This is a genomic window from Methylobacterium sp. Gmos1 (assembly GCF_053764715.1).
Genome location: NZ_JBSNCC010000001.1, coordinates 15,708 through 42,568 on the forward strand (window position 1 = coordinate 15,708; position 26,861 = coordinate 42,568).

General features: G+C 72.6%; 15 protein-coding genes and 2 CRISPR repeat arrays (1 of these 17 only partly in view). Of the genes, 13 read left to right on the forward strand and 2 right to left on the reverse strand.

Features of this window, described 5'->3' with window-relative positions; genetic code table 11:
- Window positions 1–797: direct repeats of the CRISPR family, unit length 29 nt; unit sequence GTGTTCCCCGCAGGCGCGGGGATGAACCG; it begins 271 nt to the left of the window's first position.
- A gap of 691 nt (window positions 798–1,488) precedes the next feature.
- From casA to ACS5PV_RS00140, 12 genes are all read left to right on the forward strand, one after another.
- Window positions 1,489–3,243, forward strand: coding sequence for a type I-E CRISPR-associated protein Cse1/CasA (gene casA, locus ACS5PV_RS00085; protein WP_455393353.1), 1,755 nt, complete (start codon window positions 1,489–1,491; stop codon window positions 3,241–3,243).
- Window positions 3,240–3,887, forward strand: coding sequence for a type I-E CRISPR-associated protein Cse2/CasB (gene casB / locus ACS5PV_RS00090; RefSeq protein WP_455393354.1), 648 nt, complete (start codon window positions 3,240–3,242; stop codon window positions 3,885–3,887). The genes casA and casB overlap by 4 nt, the downstream gene beginning before the upstream one ends.
- 25 nt (window positions 3,888–3,912) lie before the next feature.
- A complete protein-coding gene (gene cas7e, locus ACS5PV_RS00095) occupies window positions 3,913–4,998 on the forward strand; it encodes a type I-E CRISPR-associated protein Cas7/Cse4/CasC (protein ID WP_455393355.1) in 1,086 nt (361 codons plus the stop codon).
- The gene (gene cas5e / locus ACS5PV_RS00100; RefSeq protein WP_455393356.1) at window positions 4,998–5,777 is read left to right on the forward strand and encodes a type I-E CRISPR-associated protein Cas5/CasD; all 780 of its coding nucleotides are present in this window, start codon (window positions 4,998–5,000) and stop codon (window positions 5,775–5,777) included. The genes cas7e and cas5e overlap by 1 nt, the downstream gene beginning before the upstream one ends.
- Window positions 5,774–6,577: a type I-E CRISPR-associated protein Cas6/Cse3/CasE gene (cas6e, locus tag ACS5PV_RS00105; RefSeq protein ID WP_455393357.1), complete on the forward strand. Its 804-nt coding sequence runs from the start codon at window positions 5,774–5,776 to the stop codon at window positions 6,575–6,577. Before cas5e ends, cas6e begins: the two co-directional genes overlap by 4 nt.
- Window positions 6,574–7,521, forward strand: coding sequence for a type I-E CRISPR-associated endonuclease Cas1e (gene cas1e, locus ACS5PV_RS00110; RefSeq protein WP_455393358.1), 948 nt, complete (start codon window positions 6,574–6,576; stop codon window positions 7,519–7,521). Before cas6e ends, cas1e begins: the two co-directional genes overlap by 4 nt.
- A gap of 34 nt (window positions 7,522–7,555) precedes the next feature.
- The gene (gene cas2e, locus ACS5PV_RS00115) at window positions 7,556–7,846 is read left to right on the forward strand and encodes a type I-E CRISPR-associated endoribonuclease Cas2e (protein ID WP_455393359.1); all 291 of its coding nucleotides are present in this window, start codon (window positions 7,556–7,558) and stop codon (window positions 7,844–7,846) included.
- 81 nt (window positions 7,847–7,927) lie between these two features.
- A CRISPR array of direct repeats spans window positions 7,928–9,542; the repeat unit is 29 nt; unit sequence GTGTTCCCCGCAGGCGCGGGGATGAACCG.
- 217 nt (window positions 9,543–9,759) lie between these two features.
- Window positions 9,760–11,883: a glycosyltransferase family 2 protein gene (locus tag ACS5PV_RS00120; RefSeq protein ID WP_455393871.1), complete on the forward strand. Its 2,124-nt coding sequence runs from the start codon at window positions 9,760–9,762 to the stop codon at window positions 11,881–11,883.
- An 85-nt stretch (window positions 11,884–11,968) separates the two neighbouring features.
- Window positions 11,969–13,273: a UDP-glucose dehydrogenase family protein gene (locus ACS5PV_RS00125; protein WP_455393360.1), complete on the forward strand. Its 1,305-nt coding sequence runs from the start codon at window positions 11,969–11,971 to the stop codon at window positions 13,271–13,273.
- Window positions 13,274–13,406: 133 nt separating this feature from the next.
- Window positions 13,407–13,643: an Lrp/AsnC ligand binding domain-containing protein gene (locus tag ACS5PV_RS00130; protein WP_048426071.1), complete on the forward strand. Its 237-nt coding sequence runs from the start codon at window positions 13,407–13,409 to the stop codon at window positions 13,641–13,643.
- Between the two features lie 370 nt (window positions 13,644–14,013).
- The gene (locus ACS5PV_RS00135; RefSeq protein WP_455393361.1) at window positions 14,014–21,459 is read left to right on the forward strand and encodes an SDR family NAD(P)-dependent oxidoreductase; all 7,446 of its coding nucleotides are present in this window, start codon (window positions 14,014–14,016) and stop codon (window positions 21,457–21,459) included.
- Window positions 21,456–22,826: an aminotransferase class I/II-fold pyridoxal phosphate-dependent enzyme gene (locus ACS5PV_RS00140; RefSeq protein WP_455393362.1), complete on the forward strand. Its 1,371-nt coding sequence runs from the start codon at window positions 21,456–21,458 to the stop codon at window positions 22,824–22,826. The genes ACS5PV_RS00135 and ACS5PV_RS00140 overlap by 4 nt, the downstream gene beginning before the upstream one ends.
- 135 nt (window positions 22,827–22,961) lie before the next feature.
- Here the strand turns inward: ACS5PV_RS00140 and ACS5PV_RS00145 are convergent, their stop codons facing one another.
- Both ACS5PV_RS00145 and ACS5PV_RS00150 read right to left on the reverse strand, forming a co-directional pair.
- Complete coding sequence (locus ACS5PV_RS00145; RefSeq protein WP_455393363.1) at window positions 22,962–23,828, reverse strand: formyltransferase family protein; 867 nt, start codon at window positions 23,826–23,828, stop codon at window positions 22,962–22,964.
- 22 nt (window positions 23,829–23,850) lie between these two features.
- Window positions 23,851–24,624, reverse strand: a complete 774-nt coding sequence (locus ACS5PV_RS00150) for an SDR family NAD(P)-dependent oxidoreductase (RefSeq protein WP_455393364.1) — start codon at window positions 24,622–24,624, stop codon at window positions 23,851–23,853.
- Between the two features lie 266 nt (window positions 24,625–24,890).
- Between ACS5PV_RS00150 and ACS5PV_RS00155 the strand changes: the two genes are divergently transcribed.
- Window positions 24,891–26,858, forward strand: a complete 1,968-nt coding sequence (locus tag ACS5PV_RS00155; protein ID WP_455393365.1) for a capsular polysaccharide biosynthesis protein — start codon at window positions 24,891–24,893, stop codon at window positions 26,856–26,858.
- The last annotated feature ends 3 nt before the right edge of the window (window positions 26,859–26,861 follow it).

Consider the following 26,861-nt stretch of genomic DNA (forward strand, 5'->3'; position numbering starts at 1 on the left):
CGGCGCTCGTGGCGAACGCGACCTTCCGCATCAGGTGTTCCCCGCAGGCGCGGGGATGAACCGCGCGCCAACCGTGGCGATGTCGGCCGCGGTCTGTGTTCCCCGCAGGCGCGGGGATGAACCGCACTCCATCACCTGATCCTTGTAGGTGTGGCCGTGTTCCCCGCAGGCGCGGGGATGAACCGATCATGTCGGCTGTCAGGCTGTGTGAGAGAACGTGTTCCCCGCAGGCGCGGGGATGAACCGTTCTTGGCAAAACAGGGAAACTCTATGCCCCTGTGTTCCCCGCAGGCGCGGGGATGAACCGGGCGTGGTGCGAAGCATGAGAGCCCGATCGACGTGTTCCCCGCAGGCGCGGGGATGAACCGAACCCCGCCGCGATCGGTTCGACCGCGTGGGAGTGTTCCCCGCAGGCGCGGGGATGAACCGAACCTCGGCCTCTATCAGGCCGCGGTACAGCCGTGTTCCCCGCAGGCGCGGGGATGAACCGCAGTGCGGGTTGTTGTTACCATTCCAGTAGGCGTGTTCCCCGCAGGCGCGGGGATGAACCGGCCGTTACGACGACCCTAGCCCACCCTTCCGGCGTGTTCCCCGCAGGCGTGGGGATGAACCGGGTGCCGGCAAGACCAACAAGACTGCCGAGCTGTGTTCCCCGCAGGCGCGGGGATGAACCGGAGTGGACGTTCGACGAGGTCCGCGCCCAGGCGTGTTCCCCGCAGGCGCGGGGATGAACCTTGGAATCAGGAGATGCACCTTCGGGTGGGGGTGTGTTCCCCGCAGGCGCGGGGATGAACCGTTCGCGGCGTGGATCGGAGTTCCGCTTAAGACGTGGCGCCAGTGGGGGCCTGGGGAGCATCAGGCCCAATCCGGCGGTCAACGCGATCCTGACACTGCTCGCCCGGGAGCCGGTGGCGACGCGCCGAAGCCTCGGCTCGGCGGCTTGAGTGGGGGCGCCATGGCCGGCGGTCGGCTTCATCTTCGGGCAAAGGATGGGTGTGAGTTCTTGGCCGCTCGACATGCAGCGAGACAGGAGTATGATGCGGCCGCCCGTAAGGAGTGTTCCCCGCAGGCGCGGGGATGAACCAAGATGGTGCAAGCCGCTAGGACGGGTGTGTTCCCCGCAGGCGCGGGGATTGAAGAGATGTTGGAACCCGCTCGGTCGGGTTTAAAAAGGTCGTTGACTCTGTCTACGAGGTAGTCTCTGATACACATCAGCCGGCAGAGAGGTTGCCCCCTGCCGGCTGGTGGTAAGGTCCGATCAAAGAAGCCGCCTCGGAGGCAGCGAAAGGAGGTCTGGGCATGTGGCTCATGACCCAAGCCAGAAGAGCCTGATTTGTCGGCTCGGACGCGCGGGACTGCACTCCCGAGCGTCCTCTTTTTTACACAAACCTAGACTCGCCGAAAAGGGGCTTTTGCACCTTCCGTTGGGTCGTGGGTTATGCAACCGTTACCTGAGCCGACTCCAGAACGATTCGCCCAGGGAGTGCCGTGGTCCCGCCCTTCTCCCTCCTGACCGAGGCCTGGATCCCTGTCCTGCGGGCGGACGGCACGCCGGACCTGATCCGGCCGGCCGCCATCACCGACGACATCGACGGCAACCCGGTCGTCGCGCCGGCCTGGGGCCGGGCGGATTTCGACGCGGCGACGCGGGAGTTCTGGATCGGGCTCCTGGCGGCGGCCTGCGGCGCCCGGGCGGACGAGGACGCGTGGCCGGCCTGGTTCGAGGCGCCGCCGACCCCCGCCGACCTGGACGCGGCCTTCGCCCCCCTCGCCCGCGCCTTCGTGCTCGACGGCGACGGGCCGCGCTTCGGGCAGGATCTCGAGGAGATCGCCGGCGAGACCGTGCCGGTGTCGCAATTGCTGATCGAGGCGCCGGGCGCCAACACGGTGAAGCGCAACCTCGACCATTTCGTCCGCCGCGGCGGGGTCGAGACCCTGTCGCGGGCCGGGGCCGCCATGGCGCTGTTCACGCTCCAGACCTACGCGCCCTCGGGCGGGGCCGGCCACCGCGTCTCGGTGCGCGGCGGCGGTCCCCTGACCACCCTGCTGATCCCGGGCGCCAAGGTGATCCCGGGCGCGAAGGACCGCACGGCGCCGGTGCCGCTGTGGCGCAGCCTGTGGCTCGCGGTGCCCTGCCGGGCGGACGGGCCGCCCGTGCCCGAGCGGGTGTTTCCCTGGCTCGCCCTCACCCGCGTCTCGGACAAGGGCCGGACGACCACGGAGAGCGACGTCGATCCGCTCCAGGCCTTCTGGGGCATGCCGCGGCGCATCCGCCTCGTCGTCGAGGCCAATCCCGAGGGGCGCCCCTGCGACCTTACCGGCCGCGTCGACCCGCTGGTGGTGCGCCACTACCGCACGCGGCCGCACGGCACGAGCTATGCCGGCTTCGTGCATCCGCTCTCGCCGCACTATCAGACCAAGGCAGGCGAGCCCTGGCTGCCCCTGCACGGCCAGCCCGGCCGCATCGGCTACCGCCACTGGGTCGGCCTCGTCGTCGGCGAGCAGGGGGATAAGACCGCGCGCGTGCCGGCCGCGTCGGTGCATGACGGCATCAAGCGCCTCCAGAACCAGGACGATCCCGCGGCCCGCCTCGGCACCCGCCTGATCGCCGCCGGCTACGACATGGACAACATGAAGGCGCGGGACTTCGTCGAGAGCGAGATGCCGCTGCACCTCGTCGGCGCGGCGGAGTTCCGGCCCTACGACGAGACCGTGCGCCGGATGGTGCGGGGCGCCTTCGACGCCGAGTTCATCCTGCGCGTGTCGCTGAAGCAGGCCCTGGCGATCGACAAGGGCGGCCTCCTCGATCTCGGCCGCGGGCGCTTCTGGGAGCGGACGGAGGCGGCGTTCGGCAGAACCCTGGGAGAGCTGGCGACAGCCCTGCCGGGGGCGGGCCTTGCCGCCGACACCCCCCACGCGCCGACGCTCGAAGCCTGGCTCGGCCACCTGCGCGAGGCCGCGACGGCGGTGTTCGCCGGGCTCGTGCCGGTCGAGGACCTCACGGATCTCCGTCCGAGCGTCGCGGCGGAGCGCGTCAAGGCGCAGATCGGCCTCGACTGGGCGATGCGCGGCTACGGCAAGCTCGGCCGGACCTTGTTCGACGCCCTCGGCCTGACGCCGCCCGAGGCCAGGCCCAAGGGCGCCAAGCCCGACCAGGATCCCCAGGGCGGCAAGACGACTACCGGCAAGACGACGGGCAAGACCGGAACCGGGGGCAGGAAGGCCAAGGGAGGCCACGGATGAGCGCAGGGGATGGGAGCGCGTCGGGCCCGGGCCGGCGTCCGCCGGTCGATCCGGACGACATCCGGGAGATCCACCGCGACCGGCGCTGGAAGATCCGGCGCTGGTGGGAGCGCCTGCCGCCGGGCCATAACGGGATCGAGGCGTGGCGCCTGTTCGACCGCGGCGCCCTCGCGCGCCTGCGCCGCGCCGCGACGCCCCTCGACGTCCTCGACGAGGCGGTGGTGTTCCACCTCCATGACGCCCTCGGCTACGGGCGCCGGCACGCCGCCGACACCCTGGTGCCGGTGGCGGTCGCGGCCTGCGTGCTCGCCCGCCTCGCCGCCGACAACCCGGCGCGCCCCCTCGCCGCCGTCCTCGGACCGCCCTACGGCGAGGCGAACGCCCAGCCCCTGCTCTCGCCCCTGCGGCTCAAGCGCCTGACCGCCGCCCGCGATCCCGACGACCTGCTGCGCCAGATGCGCCGCGCCGTCGACCTCGCCGGCGACCGCCCGGTCGACGTCGCCGGCCTCGGCGAGACGATCCTCGACTGGCTGCATCCGGAGCGCGGCGACCGGGCCCGGGCGACCTTCGCCTTCGAGTACCACGCCGCCGCCCACCGGCCCCCCGGCCGGGCGCCCGAGCCCGCGAGCCCCCCGGCCGCCTGACGCCCCCTCTCCCCCAGAGCCCGCCATGACCACCTTCGTGCAGCTGCACCTCCTCACCGCCTACCCGCCCGCCAACCTCAACCGCGACGACACCGGCCGGCCGAAGACCGCGCGGTTCGGCAACGTCGACCGGCTGCGGGTGTCCTCGCAGGCGCTCAAGCGGGCCTGGCGCACCTCCCCCGCCTTCAAGGCGGCGCTGGAGGGCCATCTCGGCGAGCGCACCCAGCGCCTCGGCGAGGAGATCGAGGCGCATCTCCTGACGCAGGGCGTGGCGGAAGGCTCCGCCCGCAAGGCGGCCCGCGAGGTCGCCGACGTGTTCGGCAAGATCAAGGGCGAGGGCGAGAAATATCCGACCCGGATCGAGCAGCTCGCCTTCGTGTCGGCCGACGAGCGCCGGGACGCCCTGGCCCTCGCCGAGAGGATCGCCGGCGGCGAGAGCGTCGATCTGACCAAGACCCCGCTGCTGCGGCCCGTCGACGGCGCGGTCGACATCGGCATGTTCGGCCGCATGCTGGCCGACGACCCGGACTTCAACCGCGAGGCGGCGGTGCAGGTCGCCCACGCCGTCACCACGCACCGGGCGGTGGTCGAGGACGACTACTACACGGCCATCGACGACCTGAAGACGCCGGCCGAGGATGCGGGCGCGGGCTTCGTCGGCGAGGCGGGGTTCGGCGCCGGCACCTTCTACCTCTATCTCTGCATCGACCGCGACCTGCTGGCCCGCAACCTCGGCGGCGACGCCGACCTCGCCAGGCGCGGCCTCGCGGCGCTGATCCACGCCGCCGCGACGGTGGGGCCGAAGGGCAAGCAGGCGAGCTTCGCCAGCCGGGCGCTGGCGAGCTACGGCCTCGTCGAGGTCTCCGACGGGGCGCCCCACACCCTGGCCTCGGCATTCCTGAAGCCCGTCGGCGGCGAGGACGTGCTCGCCGGCTCGGTCGCCGCCTTCGAGGCGACGCGCAACGGGTTCCGCGCGGCCTACGACCTGCCGGAGAGCCGGCGCGACAGGGATCCCGGGGGCTGGCGCGGCAACGACGATCCCTGGCCGGTCTTCAACGTGCTCACCGGCGAGGGCAGCCTCAAGCGCCTGATCGCCTACGCGACGCGCTGATGCCCGCCGGCCTCGCCTTCACGCTCTACGCGCCGCTCGCGGCGCTGGGCGACCTCGCGGTGGGGGAGCGCCGCGGCGGCTTCGACCGGCCGGGGCGCTCGGCGGTCCTCGGCCTCGTCGCGGCGGCCCTCGGCTACGACCGGGCCGCCGAGGCCGAGCACGCTGCCCTCGACGCCGGCTACGGCCTCGTCCAGCGCGTGCGGCGCGCCGGCCGCCTGATGACCGACTACCACACCGTCCAGGCGCCGCCGGCCGAGCGCAAATCCGCCTGGGCCACCCGCCGCGAAGCCCTGGACCGGCCCTCGCACCGGCTCAACACCCTGCTGTCGAGCCGCGACTACCGCGAGGATCTGTGGGTGGAGGTGGGGCTGGTGCATCTCCGCGACGCCGAGGGCCCTCCCCCCGAGAAAATCGCCGAGGCCCTGCGGCGGCCGGCCTACACGCTCTATCTCGGCCGCAAGTCCTGTCCCCTCGGCCGCCCGCCGGCGCCCCGCTGCCTCGGTGCGGTGACGAGTCTGGCCGCCCTCCTCGACCTCGCGGGCGAGCCGACGCGCCTGATGGCCGGGCCATACCCGTTCGAGCCGCTGCGGCTGTGGGAGGAGTGGGACGACGCCACGGTCTACGCCGATGCCGCGCTCGAAGGCCTGCTCGCCCCCGACTACGAGGCCCGCCGGATCGAGCGCCGCCGCGACCGGGTGACGAGCCGGGTGCGCCGGCAATTCGGCCTGCGCGACGAGATCGTCGCCACCCGCATCCCCGAGCCGGAGGCCGCCCGGTGAGCCTCTTCCTCAGCCGCGTGCGCCTGCGCCACGCCCCCGACACCGCCGCTCTCGCCCGCCTGCTGCTCCCGGAGGACGACGACGCCCGCATCGCCGCCGGCCACCGGCTGATCTGGTCGCTGTTCGCCGACCATCCCGACCGCGAGCGCGACTTCCTCTGGCGGGAGGATGGCGGCTCGGCCTGGCAGCGCACCACCTTCCTGGTGCTGTCGGCCCGCGAACCGATGGGCGGCGGCGGCCTGTTCGAGGTCGAGTCGAAGCCCTTCGCGCCCGACCTGTCGGCGGGGCAAGTTCTGCGCTTCCGCCTGCGGGCATCGCCGTCCTTCAGCGTCCCGTCGGAGACGAAGGGCGAGCGGGGCCAACGGGTCGATCCGGTCTGGCACCGCCTGAAGACTCACCAGCCACCGCTCAAGGAGATGCCGCTCGACGACCGGCGGAGCTTGCGGCTCAAGATCGAGCGCGAGGTCATCGGCGACTGGCTCACCCGTCAAGGCGAAAAATCCGGCTTCCGCCCGGTGACCTTGCCCGATCCCGAGGGTGTCGCGCGGCCGGTGCTGACCATCGACGGCGACCTCCAGCGCCGCCTGCCCTACGACGCCAAGCGCCTGCGCGAGACGCCGCGGCGCACGCCGCCGAAGGACGATGCCTGGCGCAAGTACCCGGCGGTCGCCTTCACCACCTTCGACCTCGAGGGCGAGATCGTGGTCGAGGATCCGGCGAAGTTCCTCGCCCAGCTCCCCAGGGGGTTCGGCCGCGCCAAGGCGTTCGGCTGCGGCCTGATGCTGATCCGCCGGCCGTGAGCGCCTCCGCCCTCCCGGGCCTTCCCCCGCCGAAGCCGATCCCGATCCGCGACCGCGCCTCGCTGGTCTTCATCGAGAAGGGCCGGCTCGACGTGCTCGACGGCGCCTTCGTGGTGGTGGACGAGCGCGGGGTGCGCACGCAGATCCCGGTCGGCGGCCTAGTCTGCCTGATGCTGGAGCCCGGCACCCGGGTCAGCCACGCGGCGGTGGGGCTCGCGGCCCGGGCCGGGACGCTGCTGGTCTGGTGCGGCGAGGGGGGCGTGCGGCTCTACGCGGCCGGCCAGCCCGGCGGCGCCCGCTCCGACCGGCTGCTCTGGCAGGCCCGCCTCGCCCTCGACGAGTCGGCCCGGCTCAAGGTGGTGCGGCGCATGTTCGCCGTGCGCTTTCACGAGGAGGCGCCCGAGCGCCGCTCCGTCGACCAGCTGCGCGGCATCGAGGGCGCGCGCGTGCGCCGCTTCTACGAGATCCAGGCGCAGCAGCACGGGGTGGAGTGGCGCCGCCGCGCCTACGACCGCGGAGACTGGGACGCCGCCGACATCCCCAACCGCTGCCTCTCGGCCGCCACCGCCTGCCTGCACGGTCTCGCCGAGGCCGCGATCCTCGCCGCCGGCTACGCGCCGGCCATCGGCTTCCTGCATTCGGGCCGGCCGCTCTCCTTCGTCTACGACATCGCCGACCTGTTCAAGTTCGAGACCGTGGTGCCAGTGGCGTTCAAGGTCGCGGGCCGTGTCGCCAAGGGCCAGCCGCTCCAGGGTTCGGTCGAGGGGGTGGTGCGGCGCGAGTGCCGCGACATCTTCCGCAAGACGAAGCTCCTGGAGCGGCTGATTCCCAGCATCGAGGATGTGCTCGTCGCCGGCGGCCTGCCGCCCCCGGGCGAGCCCGCCGACGCGCAGCCCCCCGCCTTCACCGAGGCGCCCTCCGGCGACGGAGGCCATCGCGGATGAGGCGGAGGCCATCGCAGACGAGGATGGTGCGCGGATGATGGTCGTGGTGGTCGAGAACGCGCCGCCTCGCCTGCGCGGCCGCCTCGCGGTCTGGCTCGTCGAGGTGCGGGCCGGGGTCTATGTCGGACAGTATTCCCGCCGCACCCGCGAGCGGATCTGGGCCGAGGTGCAGTCCGCCATCGGCGAGGGCAACGGCGTCATCGCCTGGACCGCCCAGACCGACATCGGCTACGCCTTCGATACCTGCGGCCGGAACCGCCGCATGCCGGTCGATCTCGACGGCCTCCCCCTGGTGTCGTTCCACCCCGACGAGACGCCGCTCTGACCGGGGCCGGAACGGAGCGGAAACGTCGGTGCGTTCTTTGACATCGTGAAACGTGAAGCGTATCAAGCACTTCTAGGAAGAGTGTTCCCCGCAGGCGCGGGGATGAACCGCCCCCGGATCGCCAGTGGCTCGGCTCCGACACGTGTTCCCCGCAGGCGCGGGGATGAACCGATCGCGTGGGAGGTGTTCCAGGACAACCTGGGGTGTTCCCCGCAGGCGCGGGGATGAACCGAACCCGCGCCGCCTCGCCGCGCTGATGGGAGGGTGTTCCCCGCAGGCGCGGGGATGAACCGGGCTCGGACAAGGTCTTCGACGCCGGAACCGCGTGTTCCCCGCAGGCGCGGGGATGAACCGCCGGCCGTCTCAGTCAAAGCCGCGGCAATGTCGTGTTCCCCGCAGGCGCGGGGATGAACCGGAGCACGATTTCCGCACCGTCGTGCTCGACAGGTGTTCCCCGCAGGCGCGGGGATGAACCGGTGACACCTTGGCCGAGATGCAGGCTGCGACCGTGTTCCCCGCAGGCGCGGGGATGAACCGGATCTGGTAGATGCGCTTTTTGGCGCCGGAGAGTGTTCCCCGCAGGCGCGGGGATGAACCGCCATTCCTGGACCTTCTGAGGGGTTAGCTTCAGTGTTCCCCGCAGGCGCGGGGATGAACCGCTGGTCTGTGCCGGTCGGCTTGATCTGACTGCGTGTTCCCCGCAGGCGCGGGGATGAACCGCATCCGTCTGAGGGCGCCTCTCCCACGATGACGTGTTCCCCGCAGGCGCGGGGATGAACCGTCCTACGCCGCAACGCTAACGCCCTGGGCTGAGTGTTCCCCGCAGGCGCGGGGATGAACCGCGCGGTTACATGACCGTGATGCTTCAGGGCGCGTGTTCCCCGCAGGCGCGGGGATGAACCGTTTCCACTGGCCGTCGGTATCAATGCCGAGGTGTGTTCCCCGCAGGCGCGGGGATGAACCGATCGACGCCGTTCATGGACGAGGCCACGGTGTGTGTTCCCCGCAGGCGCGGGGATGAACCGGTCGTGACCCCGCTCAACCTGTGGGCAATGGAGTGTTCCCCGCAGGCGCGGGGATGAACCGAGCGGGGTCGTTCGCTAGCGTCGCCTCGAACAGTGTTCCCCGCAGGCGCGGGGATGAACCGACTAGGCTCTGCCCTCACCGGAGGTACCTTTCGTGTTCCCCGCAGGCGCGGGGATGAACCGATTGATGCGTCTCTCGCTGGCAAGCACCCGCTGTGTTCCCCGCAGGCGCGGGGATGAACCGATTGATGCGTCTCTCGCTGGCAAGCACCCGCTGTGTTCCCCGCAGGCGCGGGGATGAACCGCAGGTCGTGCCGCGCGACGAGCACCGCCAACGGTGTTCCCCGCAGGCGCGGGGATGAACCGGTGGTGCGAGCGGATCACCGGTTACGCGGGGGGTGTTCCCCGCAGGCGCGGGGATGAACCGCTCAACGCACTGGAGAAGACGCCGGCCGTCCGGTGTTCCCCGCAGGCGCGGGGATGAACCGGGGCTCGTCGCCGCCGGTAATTGGGTGGAGCGGTGTTCCCCGCAGGCGCGGGGATGAACCGATCATTGGCAATGCCAATGGAAACGCCGGTGCGTGTTCCCCGCAGGCGCGGGGATGAACCGTCGTCGCCCTCGATCTGGGCGTTGGTCAGATCGTGTTCCCCGCAGGCGCGGGGATGGACCTTGCCAGCCGCGCCGCCCCCCTGCTACACGCTCGCCCCGAGCGATCGATCTAACCAGTTGATTTAATTGACAATGACGACCGTCCGCCGAGACGGCCGCCCGAGGCGCGAGGACAGGTGACCGCCCAGACCCCTTCTCCCGCCACGCCCCCCCACGCCCCCTTGCGCGCCGCGCTCCGCCTCGGGCGCGGGCGCGAAGTCGCGCGGGACTTCGCCCGCCTGCGGCTCGAGTTCGGGGCGGAAGGCCTGCGCCTCGACGTGGCCGATCTCGGGCTCGGCGGGCGCTGGGTGAGCATCGCCTTCAAGGACGAGAACCACGGTGCGTTCAGCCGGGTCGAGCTGACCGCGATCGTCGACGGGCCGGAGGGGCCGCAGTGCACCAGCCTGTCCGAGCGCGCCTTCGGCCACGGGCGCTTCACCTGGCTCGGGCGGCTGCCCGCCGGCACCACGGCGCTGACGCTGACGCCGATGCTCGGCGAGGCGGCGCTGAGCATCGCCGAGTTCACCGTCACGGTGCGGAGCCGGCTTGCCCTCGTCGGCCGGGCGGCCCTGCGCCGGCCGGCTCTCACCGCCGAGGCCCTGATGTGGCGCGCGGTCGGCAAGCGGGTGCGCTCGCAGCACCGCCTCGCCCGCGCCCTCGTGCCCCCGGGGCTCACCGGCTACGACACCTGGGTCCGCCACTTCGACACGCTGAGCGAGGCCGACCGCGCCCGCATCGGCGCCGAGGTGGCGCAGTGGCGCGACCCCCCGCTGATCTCGGTGGTGATGCCGGTCTACAATCCGGGCCCGAAGGTGCTGGAGGAGGCCCTGCGCTCGGTGCGCGACCAGCTCTACCCGCACTGGGAGCTGTGCATCGCCGACGACGCCTCGACCGATCCGGCGGTGCCGCGCCTGCTCGCCCGGGCGGCGGCCGAGGATCCCCGCATCCGCGTCGTGCGCCGGCCCGAGAACGGCCACATCGCGGCGGCCACCAACACCGCGCTCTCGCTCGCGCGCGGGGCCTACGTCGCCTTCATGGACCACGACGACGTGGTGCCGGCCCACGCCCTCTACGAGGTGGCCAAGGCGCTCCGGCGCGAGCCCGACCTCGATCTCATCTACAGCGACGAGGACAAGATCGACGCCGACGGGCGGCGCTTCGAGCCGCACTTCAAGGGCGACTGGAACCCGGAACTCCTCTACGGCCAGAACTACCTCAACCATCTGACCGTGGTGCGCCGCAGCCTCGTCGAGGCGGTGGGGGGCCTGCGGGTCGGCTTCGAGGGCAGCCAGGACCACGACCTGCTCCTGCGGCTGAGCGACCGGCTCGATCCCGCCCGGGTGCGCCACCTGCCGGTGATCCTCTACCACTGGCGCACCGCGATCGGCTCCGGCACGTTCTCGGACGCGTTCCTGGCTCGCGCCGAGGCGGCGCGGCTGCGGGCGCTGGAGGAACTGGTGGCGCGCCGCGGCTGGCCGCACCGGGTCGAGCGCGGCCCGCTCGGCTTCAACCGGCTGGTGCGCGCCCTGCCCGATCCGGCGCCGCGCGTCTCGGTCGTCATCCCGACGAAGGACCGGGCCGAGTTGCTGCGCGTCGTCCTCGACGGGCTCCTCACCCGCACCGACTATCCCGACATCGAGGTCGTGGTGGTGGACAACGGCAGCACCGAGCCCGCGGCCCGGACGCTGCTGGAGGAGGCGGGTGCCGACAGGCGGGTGCGGGTGCTGTCGCGGCCGGGGCCCTTCAACTTCTCGGGGCTGTCGAACGACGGCGCGGCGGCGGCGAGCGGGCCGCTCCTCCTGTTCCTCAACAACGACATCGAGGTGCGCGAGCCGGGCTGGCTGTCCGAGATGGCCTCGATCGCCGTCGAGCCGGCGGTGGGGGCGGTCGGCGCCAAGCTGTCCTATCCGGACGGCACGCTCCAGCACGGCGGCGTGGTGCTCGGCGTCGGCGGCGTCGCCGGCCACAGCCACCCGGATATCGGGCCCGACGATCCGGGGTATTTCGGCCGCATGGTGATTGCGCAGGAGGTCTCGGCGGTCACCGGGGCCTGCCTGATGATCCGGCGGGAGGTGTTCGAGGCGGTCGGCCGCTTCGATGCCGCGCACCTGGCGGTGGCCTTCAACGACATCGATTTGTGCCTGCGGGTGCGCAAGGCCGGCTACAGCGTGATCTGGACGCCGCACGCCGCCCTGACCCACCACGAATCGAAGAGCCGCGGCAAGGAGGACACGCCGGAGAAGCGCGCCCGCTTCGAGGCCGAGGTCGCCACCATGACCGAGCGCTGGGGCCCGGAGCTGCGCAACGACCCCTATTACAACCCCAACCTCGCCCGGGCGAAGGCGCTGTTCCGCCTGTGGTGACGGCACGCCCGTTGCCCGTTTTGCACCGCAACGCTACAGCGATGCCCGCGGGCGCCGGGCCGCGCCGCTGCCGAGAGGACGTGAGATGCGCGTTGCGATGGTAGGGGCGGGCTATGTCGGCCTGGTCTCGGGAGCCTGCTTCGCCGATTTCGGCCACACCGTCGTGTGCGTCGACACCGCGCCGGAGAAGATTGCCGCCCTCAACGAGGGCAGCATCCCGATCTTCGAGCCCGGCCTCGACACGCTGGTGGCCGAGAACGTGCGCCAGGGCCGCCTCTCCTTCACCACCGACCTCGCCCGTGCCGTCGCCGGCGCCGACGCGGTGTTCATCGCCGTCGGCACCCCGTCGCGCCGCGGCGACGGCTTTGCCGACCTGACCTACGTCCACCAGGCCGCCCGCGACATCGCCGGCGCCGTCACCGGACCGACCGTCGTCGTCACCAAGTCCACCGTGCCCGTCGGCACCGGCGACGAGGTCGAGCGCATCGTCCGCGAGGCCCGCCCCGACATCGCCATCGGCGTCGCCTCCAACCCCGAGTTCCTGCGCGAGGGCGCGGCGATCTCCGACTTCAAGCGCCCCGACCGCATCGTCATCGGCGCCGACGATCCCCGGGCCGCCCAGGTGGTGAGCGAGCTCTACCGCCCGCTCTACCTCAACCAGGCCCCGATCCTGGTCACGTCCCGCCGCACCGCCGAGCTGACCAAGTACGCGGCGAACGCGTTCCTCGCCACCAAGATCACCTTCATCAACGAGATCGCCGACCTGTGCGAGCAGGTCGGCGCCGACGTGCAGGAGGTCGCCCGCGGCATCGGGCTCGACAACCGGATCGGGCGCAAGTTCCTGCATGCCGGCCCCGGCTACGGCGGCTCGTGCTTTCCGAAGGACACGCTGGCGCTGGTCAAGACGGCGCAGGATGCAGGCAGCCCGGTGCGCCTCGTCGAGACGGTGGTGGCGGTCAACGACCAGCGCAAGCGCGCGATGGCCCGCAAGGTGGTGGCGGCCTGCGGCGGGAGCGTGCGGGGCAAGCGGATCGCGGTGCTGGGCCTGACGTTCAAGCCGAACACCGACGACATGCGCGACGCGCCCTCGCTCTCGATCATCGCGGGCCTTCAGGATGCGGGCGCGACGGTGGTGGCCTACGACCCGGAAGGGGTGGAACAGGCGCGCTCCCTCCTGACGAAGGTGGACTACGCGGCCGATCCCTATGCCTGCGCGGGGGGCGCGCACGCTCTCGTGATCGTGACCGAGTGGGACGCGTTCCGGGCGCTCGACCTCAAGCGCCTGCACGCCGCCATGGCCGAGCCGGTCATGGTCGACCTGCGCAACGTCTACCGGCCGGAGGATGTGCGCCGGCACGGCTTTTCCTATGCCAGCATCGGGCGGCCATGACCGGTCGTGACGCCCGGTCGTGACGCCCGGGACGACGCCGTCCCGGGCACCGGACCGGGTGCCGCGCGCCCGAGACTTCTTCGACGCCAGACATTCTTCGACGCCAGACGCCACGATCGCCGGGAGCCAGCCGATGCAGACCTTCTTCGTCGAGATCAAGTGCCGCCTGGGCAAGACCTACACCGTGGCGAGCGCGCTCGCCGATCGCGAGATCGCCTCCGAGATCTATTCCACCGCCGGTCATTACGACGTGCTGGCGAAGTTCCACGTCGATGACGGGGTCGATATCGGGCATTTCGTGGCCGAGCACGTGCAGACCATCGCGGACATCCAGGATACCCGCACCATCATCACCTTCAAGGCGTTCTGACCGCGGCCGCGCGCCGGGGCCGCGTCCCGGGCCGGTCTGCCGCATTGCGACCCGATTCATCGGGTCTAACCGTTCGGGCGCGCCCCGGCCCGGCCTGGACCGCGCGTCAAGCTCAACCGGACGGTCTGTGAGGCCCGCAATTCTTTCGGATGACAATGTTGTGTCGCATGCTTGGGCGTTGTGCCTGGTCATGGGGCAGGCTTTGACTGAGGAAGGGATGTCACACCTAGGCCAAGTCTTGCTTCTTCGGGATGGGTCATGCCGTTCCGGGGTTGGCGCGGCGCGGGCGTCATACTATGGATTGGGTTGAATGCCCGGGTGCGGCGCCGCCGCCTCCGGTCCTCCGTAAAAGAGCGTGTGCGAATCGAACGTGACACAGCGTCCTGACATCGCGATCATCGGTCGGGCCTGCCGGCTTCCGGGCGCCTCTGGCGTCGACAGCCTGTGGCAGATGCTCATCGAGGGACGGTGCGCCGTCTCGCGCATCCCGGAGGACCGCTGGTCCCTCGAGCGCATGGGCCACCCCCGGGCGCAGGAGCGCGGCAAGAGCTACACCTGGGCCGCCGGCGTCATCGACGATCCCTGGTCGTTCGATCCCTCCGTGTTCGGCATCTCGCCCCGCGAGGCCGAGCAGATGGATCCGCAGCAGCGCCTGCTGCTGGAACTGACCTGGGAAGCCCTGGAGAGCGCGGGCCTGCGGCCGTCGGCGGTGGCCGGCAGCCCGATCGGCGTGTTCGTGGGCGCCTCCTCGCTCGATTACGGCAACCTGCGGGTGCTCGACACCGCGTCGGGCGACGCCTACGCGGCGACCGGCAACACGCTGTCGATCCTCTCGAACCGCATCTCCTACATCTTCGACCTGAAGGGGCCCAGCTTCACCCTCGACACGGCCTGCTCGTCGTCCCTCGTCGCCCTCGACGCCGCGGTGTCGGCGATCGCCTCGGGGCGGATCGACACGGCGGTGGTGGCGGGCGTCAACCTGCTGGTCAGCCCGTTCAACTTCGTGTCGTTCTCCAACGCCTCGATGCTGTCGCGCACCGGCCTGTGCCAGGCCTTCTCGGCCAGCGCCGACGGCTACGTGCGCGCCGAGGGCGGCGTCGTCCTGGTGCTGCAATCGGCGCGGGCCGCCGCCCGCAACGGCGCGACGGTCCGCGGCGTGATCGCGGCCTCGAAGGTGAATTCGGACGGGCGCACCACCGGCATCTCGCTTCCCTCGGGCTATGCTCAAGGCGCGCTGCTGGAGGAGATCTACCGCGAGGCCGGCGTTTCCCTCGACTCGATCGCCTTCATGGAGGCCCACGGCACCGGCACCCCGGTCGGCGATCCGATCGAGGCCGGCGCCATCGGCAACAAGCTCGGCCGCGGCCGGTCCACGCCGCTGCCGATCGGCTCGATCAAGACCAATATTGGCCATACCGAGCCGGTCTCGGGGCTGGCCGGTTTGCTCAAGGCCAGCCTGGCGCTCGAGCACGACCTGCTGCCGCCCTCGCTGCACAGCGCCGAGCTCAACCCGGCGATCCCGTTCGACGAGCTGAACCTCGCGGTCAACCGTGAGTTGCGGCCCCTGCCCCGCACCGGCCAGGAGCGCTTCGCCGGCGTGAACTCGTTCGGCTTCGGCGGCACCAACGCCCACGTAATCCTGACCGACCCGGCGCCGGTCGCGGCTTCGGCACCGTCGGCCGAGCCGGCGCCCGAGGTTCTGCTGGTCTCGGCCCAGACCAGGGCGGCGCTCGCCGACCTCGCCCAGGACTACGCCGCCCGCCTCGACGGGGCCGACGCGGCCGAGATCGCCCGCGTCGCGGCCGCCGCCGCGCATCGCCGCGAACGCCTGCCGGTCCGCGCCGCGATTCCGCTGCGCGATCTGGAGGCCGAGGGCGTGGCCGACGTGCTGCGCAGCCTCGCCGAGGGCGAGGAGACGCAAGCTGCGGTCGTCGCCACCGCGGTCGAGCGCGCCGGCGGCGTCGCCTTCGTGTATTCGGGCAACGGCAGCCAGTGGGCCGGCATGGGCCGCGACGCCTACGCCCTCAACCCGATCTTCCGCGCCCGCTTCGACGAGGCCGACGCCCTGTTCCGGCCGCTCGCCGGCTGGTCGCTGAAGGACGCGCTGTTCGCCGACGACCTGGAGGAGCGCCTCGCCCTCACCAGCGTGTCGCAGCCGCTGATCTTCGCGATCGAGACCGCCTCGACCGCGGCGCTGAAGGCCGTGGGCCTCGCCCCGACCGCGATCGTCGGCCACTCGGTCGGCGAGATCGGCGCGGCGGAGGCCGCCGGCATCCTGACGCTCGAGCAGGCGGTGAAGGTCATCTTCTACCGCTCGAAGCACCAGGAGGCGACCCGCGGTCTCGGCACCATGGCGGTGCTGCTCGCCCCCGTCGAGGAGGTGGAGGCCTTCCTCGCCGACTACCCCGAGCTCGACATCGCCGCCTACAACAGCCCGAAGGCCGTGACGGTGGCGGGCCCGGTGGCGGTCATCGACGCCGCCATGAAGGCGCTCGCGCGCAAGCGCCGCCGCGGCCGCAAGCTCGACCTCGACTACGCCTTCCACGGCCGGCTGATGAACCCGATCGAGGCGCCGCTGCGGCGCGACCTCGCCGGGCTCAAGCCCTCCGCCGGCAACGTGCCGCTCGCCTCGACGGTGACCGGCGACGTGCTCGACGGCACCGCCTTCGACGCCGGCTACTGGTGGCGCAACATCCGTGAGCCGGTGCGGTTCAGCGCGGCGGTCCAGGCCGCGGCGCAAGCCGGCGCCCGGGTCTTCGTCGAGGTCGGCCCGCGCCCGACCCTGCTGCCGCATATCGGCGACTGCCTGGAGCCCCTCGGCCTCGACGGCGCCACCGTCGGCGTGCTGCCGAAGAAGACGCTCTCGGCCGATCCCTTCCGGCGCGCGCTGGCGGCGGCGCTCGCCGCCGGGGCCGCGGTCGACGAGGACGTGGCCTTCGGCCCCGAGCCGGCCGGGGCCGTGGCGCTGCCGCACTATCCCTGGCAGCGCAAGGTGTTCCGCCTGCCGGAGACCGCCGAGACGGTGAACCCGGCGAGCGCCCGGCCCTACCACCCGCTGATCGGCGCCCGTCAGGGCTCGGACGGGCTGGAATGGCTGGCCCACCTCGACGTCGCGACGGTGCCCGAGCTCGACGACCACCGCATCGACGGCCAGGCGATCCTGCCCGGCGCGGGCTTTGCCGAGATGGCGCTCGCGGTCGGCCGCGAGATCGTGCGCTCGGAGAGCGTGACGCTCGCCGATCTCGAGATCCAGCAGCCGATGGTCTTCGCCGAGGACGCGGTGCGCGAGGTGCTGTCCCGGTTCTCGCCCGGTGCCAACCTGGTCCAGATCCTGTCCCGGCCGCGCCTGAGCCAGGCGCCCTGGCAGCTGCACGCTGTCGCCAAGCTGGTCGAGGGCGAGACGCCGCCGCCGGCCCGCCTCACCGGCCGCGACGCGGCCGCCCTGCCCTCCGAGACGACGATCGAGGGCGAGGCGCTCTACGCCCGCGCCCGGGCGTCGGGCCTCGGCTTCGGCCCGTCCTTCCGCCAGGTCGCCCGCTCGGCCCGTCTCGACGAGGCCACCATCGTTTCCGACCTCGTGCCCGCCGAGGCTGGCACCCGCTACGGGCTGGCTCCGGCCCGCCTCGATTCCTGCTTCCACGGGTTGATCCTGCTCTTCGCCGACCTCCTCGGCGAGGCGGCGAGCCGGGCCTACGTGCCGATCCGCTTCGGCGAGATTCGGCTCGTGCGTCCTGGCGCGGCGATCGCCCGGGCGGTGATCCGCACGAGGCGCTGCAACGAGCGCAGCATCCTGGCCGACTTCACCTTGGTCGACGAGGCCGGCGAGGTCATCGCCACCCTGCGCGAGGGCCGGTTCCAGGCCCTGCGCATGAAGGCGGGCAACGACCTCGACGCCTTCGCGATCCGCCAGTTCACCGAGCTCGCCACCGAGCCGACCGCGATCGCCCTCGAGCCGCAGCCCGCGGTCGCCGCGCTGGTGCGCCGGCAGGCAGGCGCGGTCACGGCCAAGGGTGAGGCTGCTCTCGGCGCCGGCCACATGCTGCTCGAGGGCTGGGCGACCTCGCTCGCCGACCGGCTCGCCCGGGGGCTGGCGGTCGGCGGCGTCGTCGACGTCGCGGCCTCGCGCCGGCTGCCGGCGGCGCTTCGTCCCTGGCTCGTCAACCAGCTCCTGGCGCTGGAAGTCAGCGGGCTCGCGGAGGCGGCCGGCGACGGGCGCTGGCGCCTGCGCGCCGACGTGACGCTGCCCGAGCCCGACGAGATCATGCGCTGGATCGCGGCGGACCATCCCGAGCTGTCGGCGGAGCTGCTGCTCTGCGCCGATCTCGGCGCCGTGGTGTCGCGCATCCTCGCCGGGTCGCTGAGCGACGCGCCCTCGCTGCCGCAGGCGGCCCTCGACGCGTTCTCACTCCGCGGCGCCACGGTGCGGGCGTCCGCCGACGCGGTGATGCGGCTCCTCTCCGACAGCGCCGCTTCGCTGCCGCGAGACCGGGCGCTTCGCCTGCTCCAGGTCGGGTTCGGGCCGCTCTCGGCCCAGGTCGCGACCTTCGCCGGCCTGCACGAGGCGCGCCTCACGGTGTTCGAGGCCGACCGGCGCCTCGCCGAGCGCGCCCGCCTCGCCCTGCCCGCCGGCATCACCATCGTCGAGGATCCGGCGACCCTGGGGCTTGCCGCCTTCGACGCGGTGCTGGCGAGCGACGTGCTCCACCGCGCCTCGCGCGACCTCCTCACCCCGCTCGCGGCCTCGCTCGCCGCCGGCGGCCTGTTCGCGGCGGTCGAGCCCGGCGCCTCGCTGTTCCGCGACATGGTGTTCGGCCTCAACGCCGGCTGGTTCGAGATCGCCGGCGACGTGCCGGTCGGGCGCCTCGACGACGTCGCGGCCTGGCAGCGCTCGTTGAGTGCCGTCGGCCTCGTCAAGGTCGCGGCCGACCGCGCCGTCACCCGCAACGGCAACGACTTGCTGCTGCTGGCGGAAGCCCCGCCGCGGCCGAAGGCCGCCGCCGGCCAGACCTTCGCCTTCGTGATCGGCTCGGAGGACGAGTTCGCGGCTGAGACCGCCTCGTCGCTGGCGACCCTCTTGGTCGCGAGCGGGGTGCACGTCTCGATCATCCTCGATTCCGAGGCCTCGCTGCGCGAGCTGGAGCGCGAGACGCCCGACACGGTGGTCTACCTCGCCGGCGCCTTCAACCGCGGCGGCGAGCCGGCCGAGCGGCTGCGCGAGCGCTGCCTCGGGCTCAAGCGCTGCGTCGAGCATCTCGGCAGCCGGCCGACCCGGCTCTGGGTCGTCTGCCCCGGCGCCACCCGCGACCGCGGCGGGCTCGCCTGCGGCGTCGAGGCCGGCGTCTGGGCCTTCACCCGGACCCTCGCCAACGAGGTGGCGTCCCTCGACGTGCGCCGCATCGACCTCTCGACGGCGATACCTTCGAAGCGCGCCGCCGAGCGCCTGCGCGACCTGATCCTGTCCGGCACGCCCGAGACCGAGATCGTGGTCGACGACGACCGCACCCGGGTGGTGCGGTTCTCGCAGGGCGCGCGGCCGGCCCGCCGCTCCGGTCCGGCGGCGCCCGCTGCGCGGCTGGAGCGCAGCACCACCGGCGGCCTCAACGAGATGCACTGGGGCCCGGCCGAGCGCGTCGCGCCCGGCCCAGGCCAGCTCGAGATCGCGGTCGAGGCCACCGGCCTCAACTTCCGCGACGTGCTCTGGGCCCTGTCGATGCTGCCCGAGGAGATCCTCGAGGACGGCTTCGCCGGCCCGCGGCTCGGCCTCGAATGCGCCGGCCGCGTCGCCGCGGTGGGGGCGGGCGTGACCGCCTTCAAGCCCGGCGACCGGGTGGTGGCCTTCGCCCAGTCCGGCTTCTCGACCTACATCGTGGTGCCCGAGATGGTCGTGGCGGCCGCTCCCGAGGGGCTGTCGTCGGAGGCCGCCGCCACCACGCCGGTGGCGTTCCTCACCGCCTATTACGGCCTCGTGACGCTGGCCCGCCTCAAGGCCGGCGAGTGGGTGCTGGTCCATGGCGGCGCCGGCGGCGTCGGCCTCGCGGCGCTCCAGATCGCCCGGATGCGCGGCGCCCGGGTCATCGCCACCGCGGGCTCGAACGAGAAGCGGGCGCTGGTCAAGGCGCTCGGCGCCGAGCACGTGCTCGATTCCCGCTCGCTCGCCTTCGTCGACGACATCCGCCGCATCACCGGCGACGGCGTCGACGTGGTGCTCAACAGCCTGTTCGGCGAGGCGATGGAGCGCAGCCTCAACGCGCTGAAGCCCTTCGGGCGCTTCGTCGAGCTGGGCAAGCGCGACTACGTCGCCAACACCCATATCGGCCTGCGGCCGTTCCGCCGGAACCTGTCCTACTTCGGCGTCGACCTCGACCAGCTGCTCCAGTTCCAGCCCGACGAGGGCAAGCGGCTGTTCCGCGAGGTGATGGCTCTGTTCACCGACGGCAGCCTGAAGGCGCTGCCCTACCAGCCCTTCGCGGCCGAAGAGGTCTCGGACGCGTTCCGGCTGATGCAGCAATCGGGTCACGTCGGAAAGATCGTGATCGCGCCGCCGAAGGCCGGCTCGATCCCGGCCGAGACGACGAAGCCGTTCGTGGTGGCACCCGACCGCGTCCACCTCGTCACCGGGGGTCTCGGGGGCTTCGGCATCGAGGCGGCGCGCTGGCTCGCCGATCGCGGCGCGCGCCACATCGCGCTCGTCGGCCGCAAGGCGCCGACCGGCGAGGCGGCGCTCTCGGCCATCGCCGATCTCACCGCCCGCGGCGTGAAGGTCCAGGTGGAATCCTGCGACATCACCGACCGCGCCGCGGTGCAGCGCCTGATCGCCCGGGTGGAGGCCAAGGGCCCCACGCTCGCCGGCATCATCCACGGCGCGATGGTGCTCCAGGACGGCCTGATCGCGAACCTCGATCCGGCGGCGCTGGAGGCGGTGATCGCCCCCAAGGTGATCGGTGCCGGGCACCTCGACGCGCTCACCCGCGACCGGGCGCTCGACTACTTCGTGCTGTTCTCCTCGGCCACGACCTTCATCGGCAATCCGGGCCAGGGCTCCTACGTCGCCGCCAACGGCTTCATGGAGGGCCTCGCCCGCCAGCGCCGCCGCCTCGGGCTGCCGGCCCTGGCGGTGGCCTGGGGCGCCATCGGCGACGTCGGCGTGCTCGCCCGCAACAAGGCGGTCATGGAGACGCTGGCGGGCCGCGTCGGCGTGACCCCGGTCGATGCCCGCAAGTCCCTCGACCTGATGGCCGAGGCGCTGGGCGTGCAGGGCGCGGCGCCCGACGACGCGGTGATCGCGATCGCGGCGATGCACTGGGGCAAGGCGCGTGAGCGCCTCGCCACCCTGCGCTCCCCGAGCTACGCCAGCCTCGGCTCCGAGCAGCAGGTGGAGGCCGGCGCTCAGGTCGCGATCAGCATCCCGGGGTTGCTGCGCGCCCACGACCTCGACGACGTCCGCAAGACCGTGGCGGACGCCATCGTCGAGGACATCGCCCGCATCCTGCGCCTGCCGAAGGACGACATCAGCCGGGTGCGGCAGCTCTCGGAGATCGGCCTCGACTCGCTGATGGGCGTCGAGCTCGGCGCGAGCCTGCAGGAGCGCTTTGGCCTCGACGCGCCGCCGTCGGGCGTGTCGAGCGGCCAGACCGTGACCGAACTCGCCGACACCCTGATCCAGTCGGTGGCGGCCCCGGTCGACGAGGGCGCGGCGGCGGTGCTGAGCCTGTCGCAGCGCCATGGCGGCGTGGACTCGGCCGATGCCGCGACGCTTCAGTCCCTCCAGGTGCTGGTCGAGCAGAACAGCCAGGACATCAAGGTCATCAATTCATGAGCAGCGGACCCTCCAACGGCGCGGGCGGGCGCGAGGCCCTGGCGGGCTTCGTCGCCGCCCGCCTCGGCAAGGCTCCCGTCCGTCCGGCGCCGGCCCGTCCGGCGCCCAAGCCCGCCCTGGCCCAGGCCCAGAGCTTCGACAGCCTGCCGGCCTACAAGGAACTGAAGCTCCAGCGCTCCGCGGCCGACCTGATCGGCCTCGGCAACCCGTTCTTTCGCGTCCACGACGCCAAGGCCGGCGCCACGACGCGGATCGACGGGCGCACCTTCACCAATTTCTCGTCCTACGATTATCTCGGCCTCAACGGCCATCCCGAGGTGAACGCGGCGGCGCAGGACGCGCTCTCCACCTACGGGACCTCGTCCTCGGCAAGCCGCATCGTCGCCGGCGAGCGCCCGGGGCACCTCACCCTCGAGAAGGCCATCGCGGCGCATTACGGCACCGAGGCCTGCGTGGTGATGGTGAGCGGGCATGCCACCAACGTGGCGACCATCGCGGCCCTGCTGGAACCCGGCGACGTGATCTACCACGACGCGCTGATCCACAACTCGGTGGTCACCGGTGCGCAGCTCTCGGGGGCCCAGCGCCGCAGCTTCGCGCACAACGACCTCCAGGCCCTCGAATCGCTGCTGCACGCGACGCGCCACGAGCACCGCCGGGCACTGATCGTGATCGAGGGCCTCTACAGCATGGACGGGGACGCCCCCGACCTCGCCGGGGTCGTCGCCCTCAAGGAGCGCTACGGCGCCTGGCTGATGGTCGACGACGCCCACGGTCTCGGCGTGCTCGGTCAGGACGGCCATGGCCTGCACGAGCATTGCGACGTGCCTCCCGGCAGCGTCGACATCTGGATGGGCACGCTGTCGAAGACGCTGTCCTCCTGCGGCGGCTACGTCGCGGGCGCCGGAGCGCTGGTCGAGCTCCTGAAATGCACCGCCGGCGGCTTCGTCTACTCGGTCGGCCTGTCGCCGCCGCTCGCCGCCGCCGCCACGGCGTCGCTGGCCCTGATGCGGCGCGAGCCCGAGCGGGTGGCGCGGCTTCGCCGCAACGGCGCCCTGTTCCTCGCTACCGCCCGCGAGCGCGGCCTCGACACCGGCACCAGCCTCGGCCTCGCCGTGGTCCCGGTGATCCTCGGCGACTCGCTCAAGGCCGTGACCCTGTCCGACCGGCTGTTCAAGCGCGGCATCAACGTGCAGCCGATCATCCACCCCGCGGTGCCGGAGCGCTCCTCGCGCCTGCGCTTCTTCATCACCTCCGAGCACACCCCCGAGCAGATCCGCGAGACCGTGACGGTGCTCGCCGACGAGCTCGACGAGCTGAACCAGGGTGGCTCGCTGGTCGAGCGGCTGATGTCGCGGCGGGCGTGAGGATATCTCCCCGCCACCCCGGAGCCGCGCAGCGGAGCCTGGGGTGGACCTGCAAGTGATCTTCTTTCTCCCATCCCCAACTTCAGGATGAGGTCGTTGATGGGGTGAATGCTGTGCCGTAGTCCCGGAAGGTGTTCACGGCCTGAGCGACAGGCTCAACGCCTCCCGCAGGTCCCCCGCATCGACGATCTTCCTGCCCCGCCGCTTCAGGTCGCGCAGCTGCGCCGGCGTCGGGAAGCCGCAATAGGGCAGGACCGGGACGCTGCGCCCCTCCGGCAGCGCGCCGGCGCGATCGGCCTCGGCCAGCACCTCCTCCAGCAGCGGCCGCCCGGCCTCGTGCAGCAGCACCGCGGCTCGCGAGGCGGTGACGCCCTCGGGCAGCGCCACCGGCGCCTGCGCCAGGATCCCGCCGGCATCGATCGCCGGCGCGAGCCGGTGCACCGTGACGCCGAACTCGGGCCTGTCCTCCAAGAGCGCGTGCAGGGTCGGCACCGGGCCGCGATGGCGCGGCAGCAGCGAGGGGTGGACGTTGAGCCCGCCCTTCGGCGCCGCCGCGAGGGTCGCGGCGTCGAAGATCTGGTCGAAGTGGAACGACAGGATCAGCTCCGCCCCGTGCTCCCGCAGGTGTCCGGTCGTCTCCGGCCCGTTCACGTCGGTGATGGTGGCGTGCGGCAGCCCGAGGCGCCGGCACAGGGTGCGCAACGGCGTCGCCTCCGGCACGTCGCGGCTGCCGGCAAGCGCCTGCGTCGCCGGCGCGAGGCCGCGCGCGAGGTCCGGCAGGCCGAAATTCACCGCGAGATAGGGTAGGAAGCCCGCGCCCGAGCGCGCGAGGTGGCGGCGCACCTGGCCCGTCAGCCCGCCGGTGCTCGGCCGCTCGGGGTCGGACAGGCCGACGAAGGCGATGTCCGCGGCGTGGTCGGCGACGAAGCGGCGCACCGCCCGGGCATTGGGCAGGGCTTCGAGGGTGAACAGGGCGATCCGCACCGGACTTGACCCCTCCATGATCTGGGTTAGCGATCCGGGATCAGCGCTGCTGGCGCTCGCTCATCCGGAAGCTGAAGCCTCGCATGCCGAGGCGGCGCCAGGATTCCGGGATCAATCCGGCACCGCGTGCCGCAGCGGCGAGCGCCGCCGGGAAGGCGACCACCGCCTCGTCGCGGGAAAGGCCCTTGGCGATCCGCTTGGCGGCCGCCTCGGCGCTCATCTCGAGCGGGCGCCAGCCCTCGTAATCGGCCCCCATCGCTGTCTTCACGTAGCCCGGGCAGACCACGTTCATCCGCACGCCTTTCGGCGCCAGCTTCTCGCGGAGCGCCAGGCCGTGGGCGAGCAGGGCCGCCTTGGTGCCGCTATAGGCCGGGGCGTCGGGCAGCGGCGCGTAGGCCGCGAGCGAGGAGATCAGCGCGATCTGGCCCCTGCCCCGCGCCGCCATCAGGGCGACCGCCGGCAGCGCCACGTTGAGCGCGCCCATCAGGTTCACATCATAGACCAGGAAGGCGGTCTCCTCGGTCTCGAGACCGCCCTCCGGATGGCCGCCGTTGACGCCCGCATTGGCGATCACGAGGTCGAGGCCGAGCCGCACCGAGACGTCGTCGATCCAGGCCCGCACGCCGTCCCGGTCGCGCACGTCGAGGGCCCGGGTCTCGACCGCGGCGCCCTTGCGCCGGCAGGCCTCCGCCACCGCCTCCAGGCGCTCGGGCCCGCGGGCGTTCAGGACCAAGGTGGTGCCGGGGGCGGCGTAATGCTGCGCCAGGGCCGCGCCGATGCCGCTCGATGCGCCGGTGATCAGGATGACGGGCAAGGGCGGTTCTCCCGAGGTGACCGGAACGCGGCGGCACGGCCCGCGCCTGTAGCACGGCGCTCCCGTCGCGGCGCGAAAAATCCGGTAGTGGCGGGATTTGCAAAACTCGGATCGATTGTAAGGAAGGCCGGTGCAGGACAGGGCGCGGCCCGGCTCGGTCGCCCCGCGCGCGGGGTGCGTGCTTGACGGGGCCGGGGTGATGTGGAACGGCCCCTGCTCCGGGTCGCAGGGCCGGGGCGGCACGGTCCGCAGTGAGTGAGAGGCGGATGGATCGCGGCAAGCTGAAGCGGTTGTGGCCCCGGATGCCGTCGGAGTCGGAGGGGCCCGGTCCCCGCCGCTCGCGACGCCTGGGCAGCGAGCCGACCTCGCGGCGTGTGCGCCTGAGCGACCGCTGGGACGAGGGCTTCCTGCGCCTCGGCGACCCCCGTCCCGAGCGCTCCTTGAGCTACATCATCGACGGTCTCGGCATCCATTACGACGCCACAGCACCGAGCGAGCTCGAAGTCATGCTCGAGGAGGGCGGCTGGGAATCGGACGACCTCCTCGCCCGCGCCCGGGCCGGCATCGCGCGCCTGCGCGAGGGACGGCTCAGCCTCGACAACGATCCGCGCCGCCGCGACCTGCCGGCGAAGGGGGACGCGTCGCGCCGGCGCGTGGTGGTCGTTGACCAGGCGGTCGGCGACCCGACGGTGGGGTTCGGCCTCGCCGGCGCCAGCTCGTTCGCGGCGATGCTGGCCGCCGCGGCCGCCGACGCGCCCGAGGCCGAGCGCCTGGTGGTGATGGATCCGGCGGCGAAGGTGGGTCGGCGCGGCCACATCGACGCGGCGGCGGCGGAAGCCGCCGGCGCCCGCCTGGTCGTCGACCCCGTCACCGCCTGGTCGGTGGCCGAGGGGTGCGACCGCGTCTACGTCGTCTCGGCCCATGCCGGCTTCGAGGCGGCACTCGCCGGCACGCCGGTGACCTGCTTCGGCCTGCCCTTCTACGCCGGCTGGGGCTTCACCGACGACCGGCTGCACCTGCCGCGCCGCACCCGCCGGCGGAAGGCCGCGGACGTCTTCGCTGCCGCCTACCTGGTCTGCTCGCGTTACTTCGATCCCTATACGGGTGCGCCGATCCGGTTCGAGGACGCGGCGGCGATCCTCGACCTCGTCGCCTCGCGCTGGCGCGAGAACGCCGTGGCGACCCTCTGCGTCGGCTTCTCGGCCTGGAAGCGGGACTGGATCACCAAGACCCTGTCGGCGCCCGGCTACCGCCCGGTGGTGCGCCGGGGCGACGCCCCCGTGACGGCGGGCGAGCTGGCGGAGGTCCGGCGCGTCGTGACCTGGGCCAGCCGGATGCCGCCCGGAACCGAGGCGGCCTGCCGCGCGGCGGGCGTGCCGCTCCTGCGGATGGAGGACGGCTTCCTGCGCTCGATCGGCCTCGGGGTCGCCCTGCGGCCGGGCGCCTCTCACGTCCTCGACGCCTCCGGCGTGTACTACGACGCCACGGGTCCGAGCGACCTCGAGCGCCTGCTCGAGACCGGGACGTTTCCGGCCGATCTCCTCGCCCGGGCGGCCGCTCTGCGCGAGGCGGTGGTCGCCGCGCGGGTGAGCAAGTACAATGTCGGCAGCAACGCGATGCCGGCGATGCCGCGGCCTGGCCCGGTGGTGCTGGTCGCCGGCCAGGTCGAGAACGACGCCTCGATCCGTCTCGGCAACGCCACGGTCTCGGGCAACGCCGCGCTCCTGCGGCTGGCCCGCGAGCGCAACCCCGGCGCCGTGATCGCCTTCAAGCCGCATCCGGACGTCGAGGCGGGCCTGCGCCCCGGCTGGGTGCCGCCGGACGAGCTGGCCGCCCATGCCGACGTGGTGCTGCGCGACGTCTCGGCGATCGACGCGATCGAGGCGGCGGACCGGGTCGAGGTCGCGACCTCGCTGATCGGCTTCGAGGCGCTGTTGCGCGGCAAGGCCGTGACCACCCACGGCCTGCCCTTCTACGCCGGCTGGGGCCTGACCGACGACCCGGGCTCGCCCCGCCGCACCCGCCGCCTGACGCTCGACGAGCTGGTCGCCGCCGCCCTGATCCTCTACCCGCGCTACGTCGACCCGCGCACCGGCCTGCCCTGCCCGCCCGAGGTGCTCGTGCAGCGCCTCGCCGAGGGCGACCCGGAGCTGGCGCGCCGCGCCCTCACGCCCGAGGCCGTGCTCAAGCAGGTCTGGTCGGTGGTCTGGCGCCGCGTGCTGCGGCGGGGGTGAGGG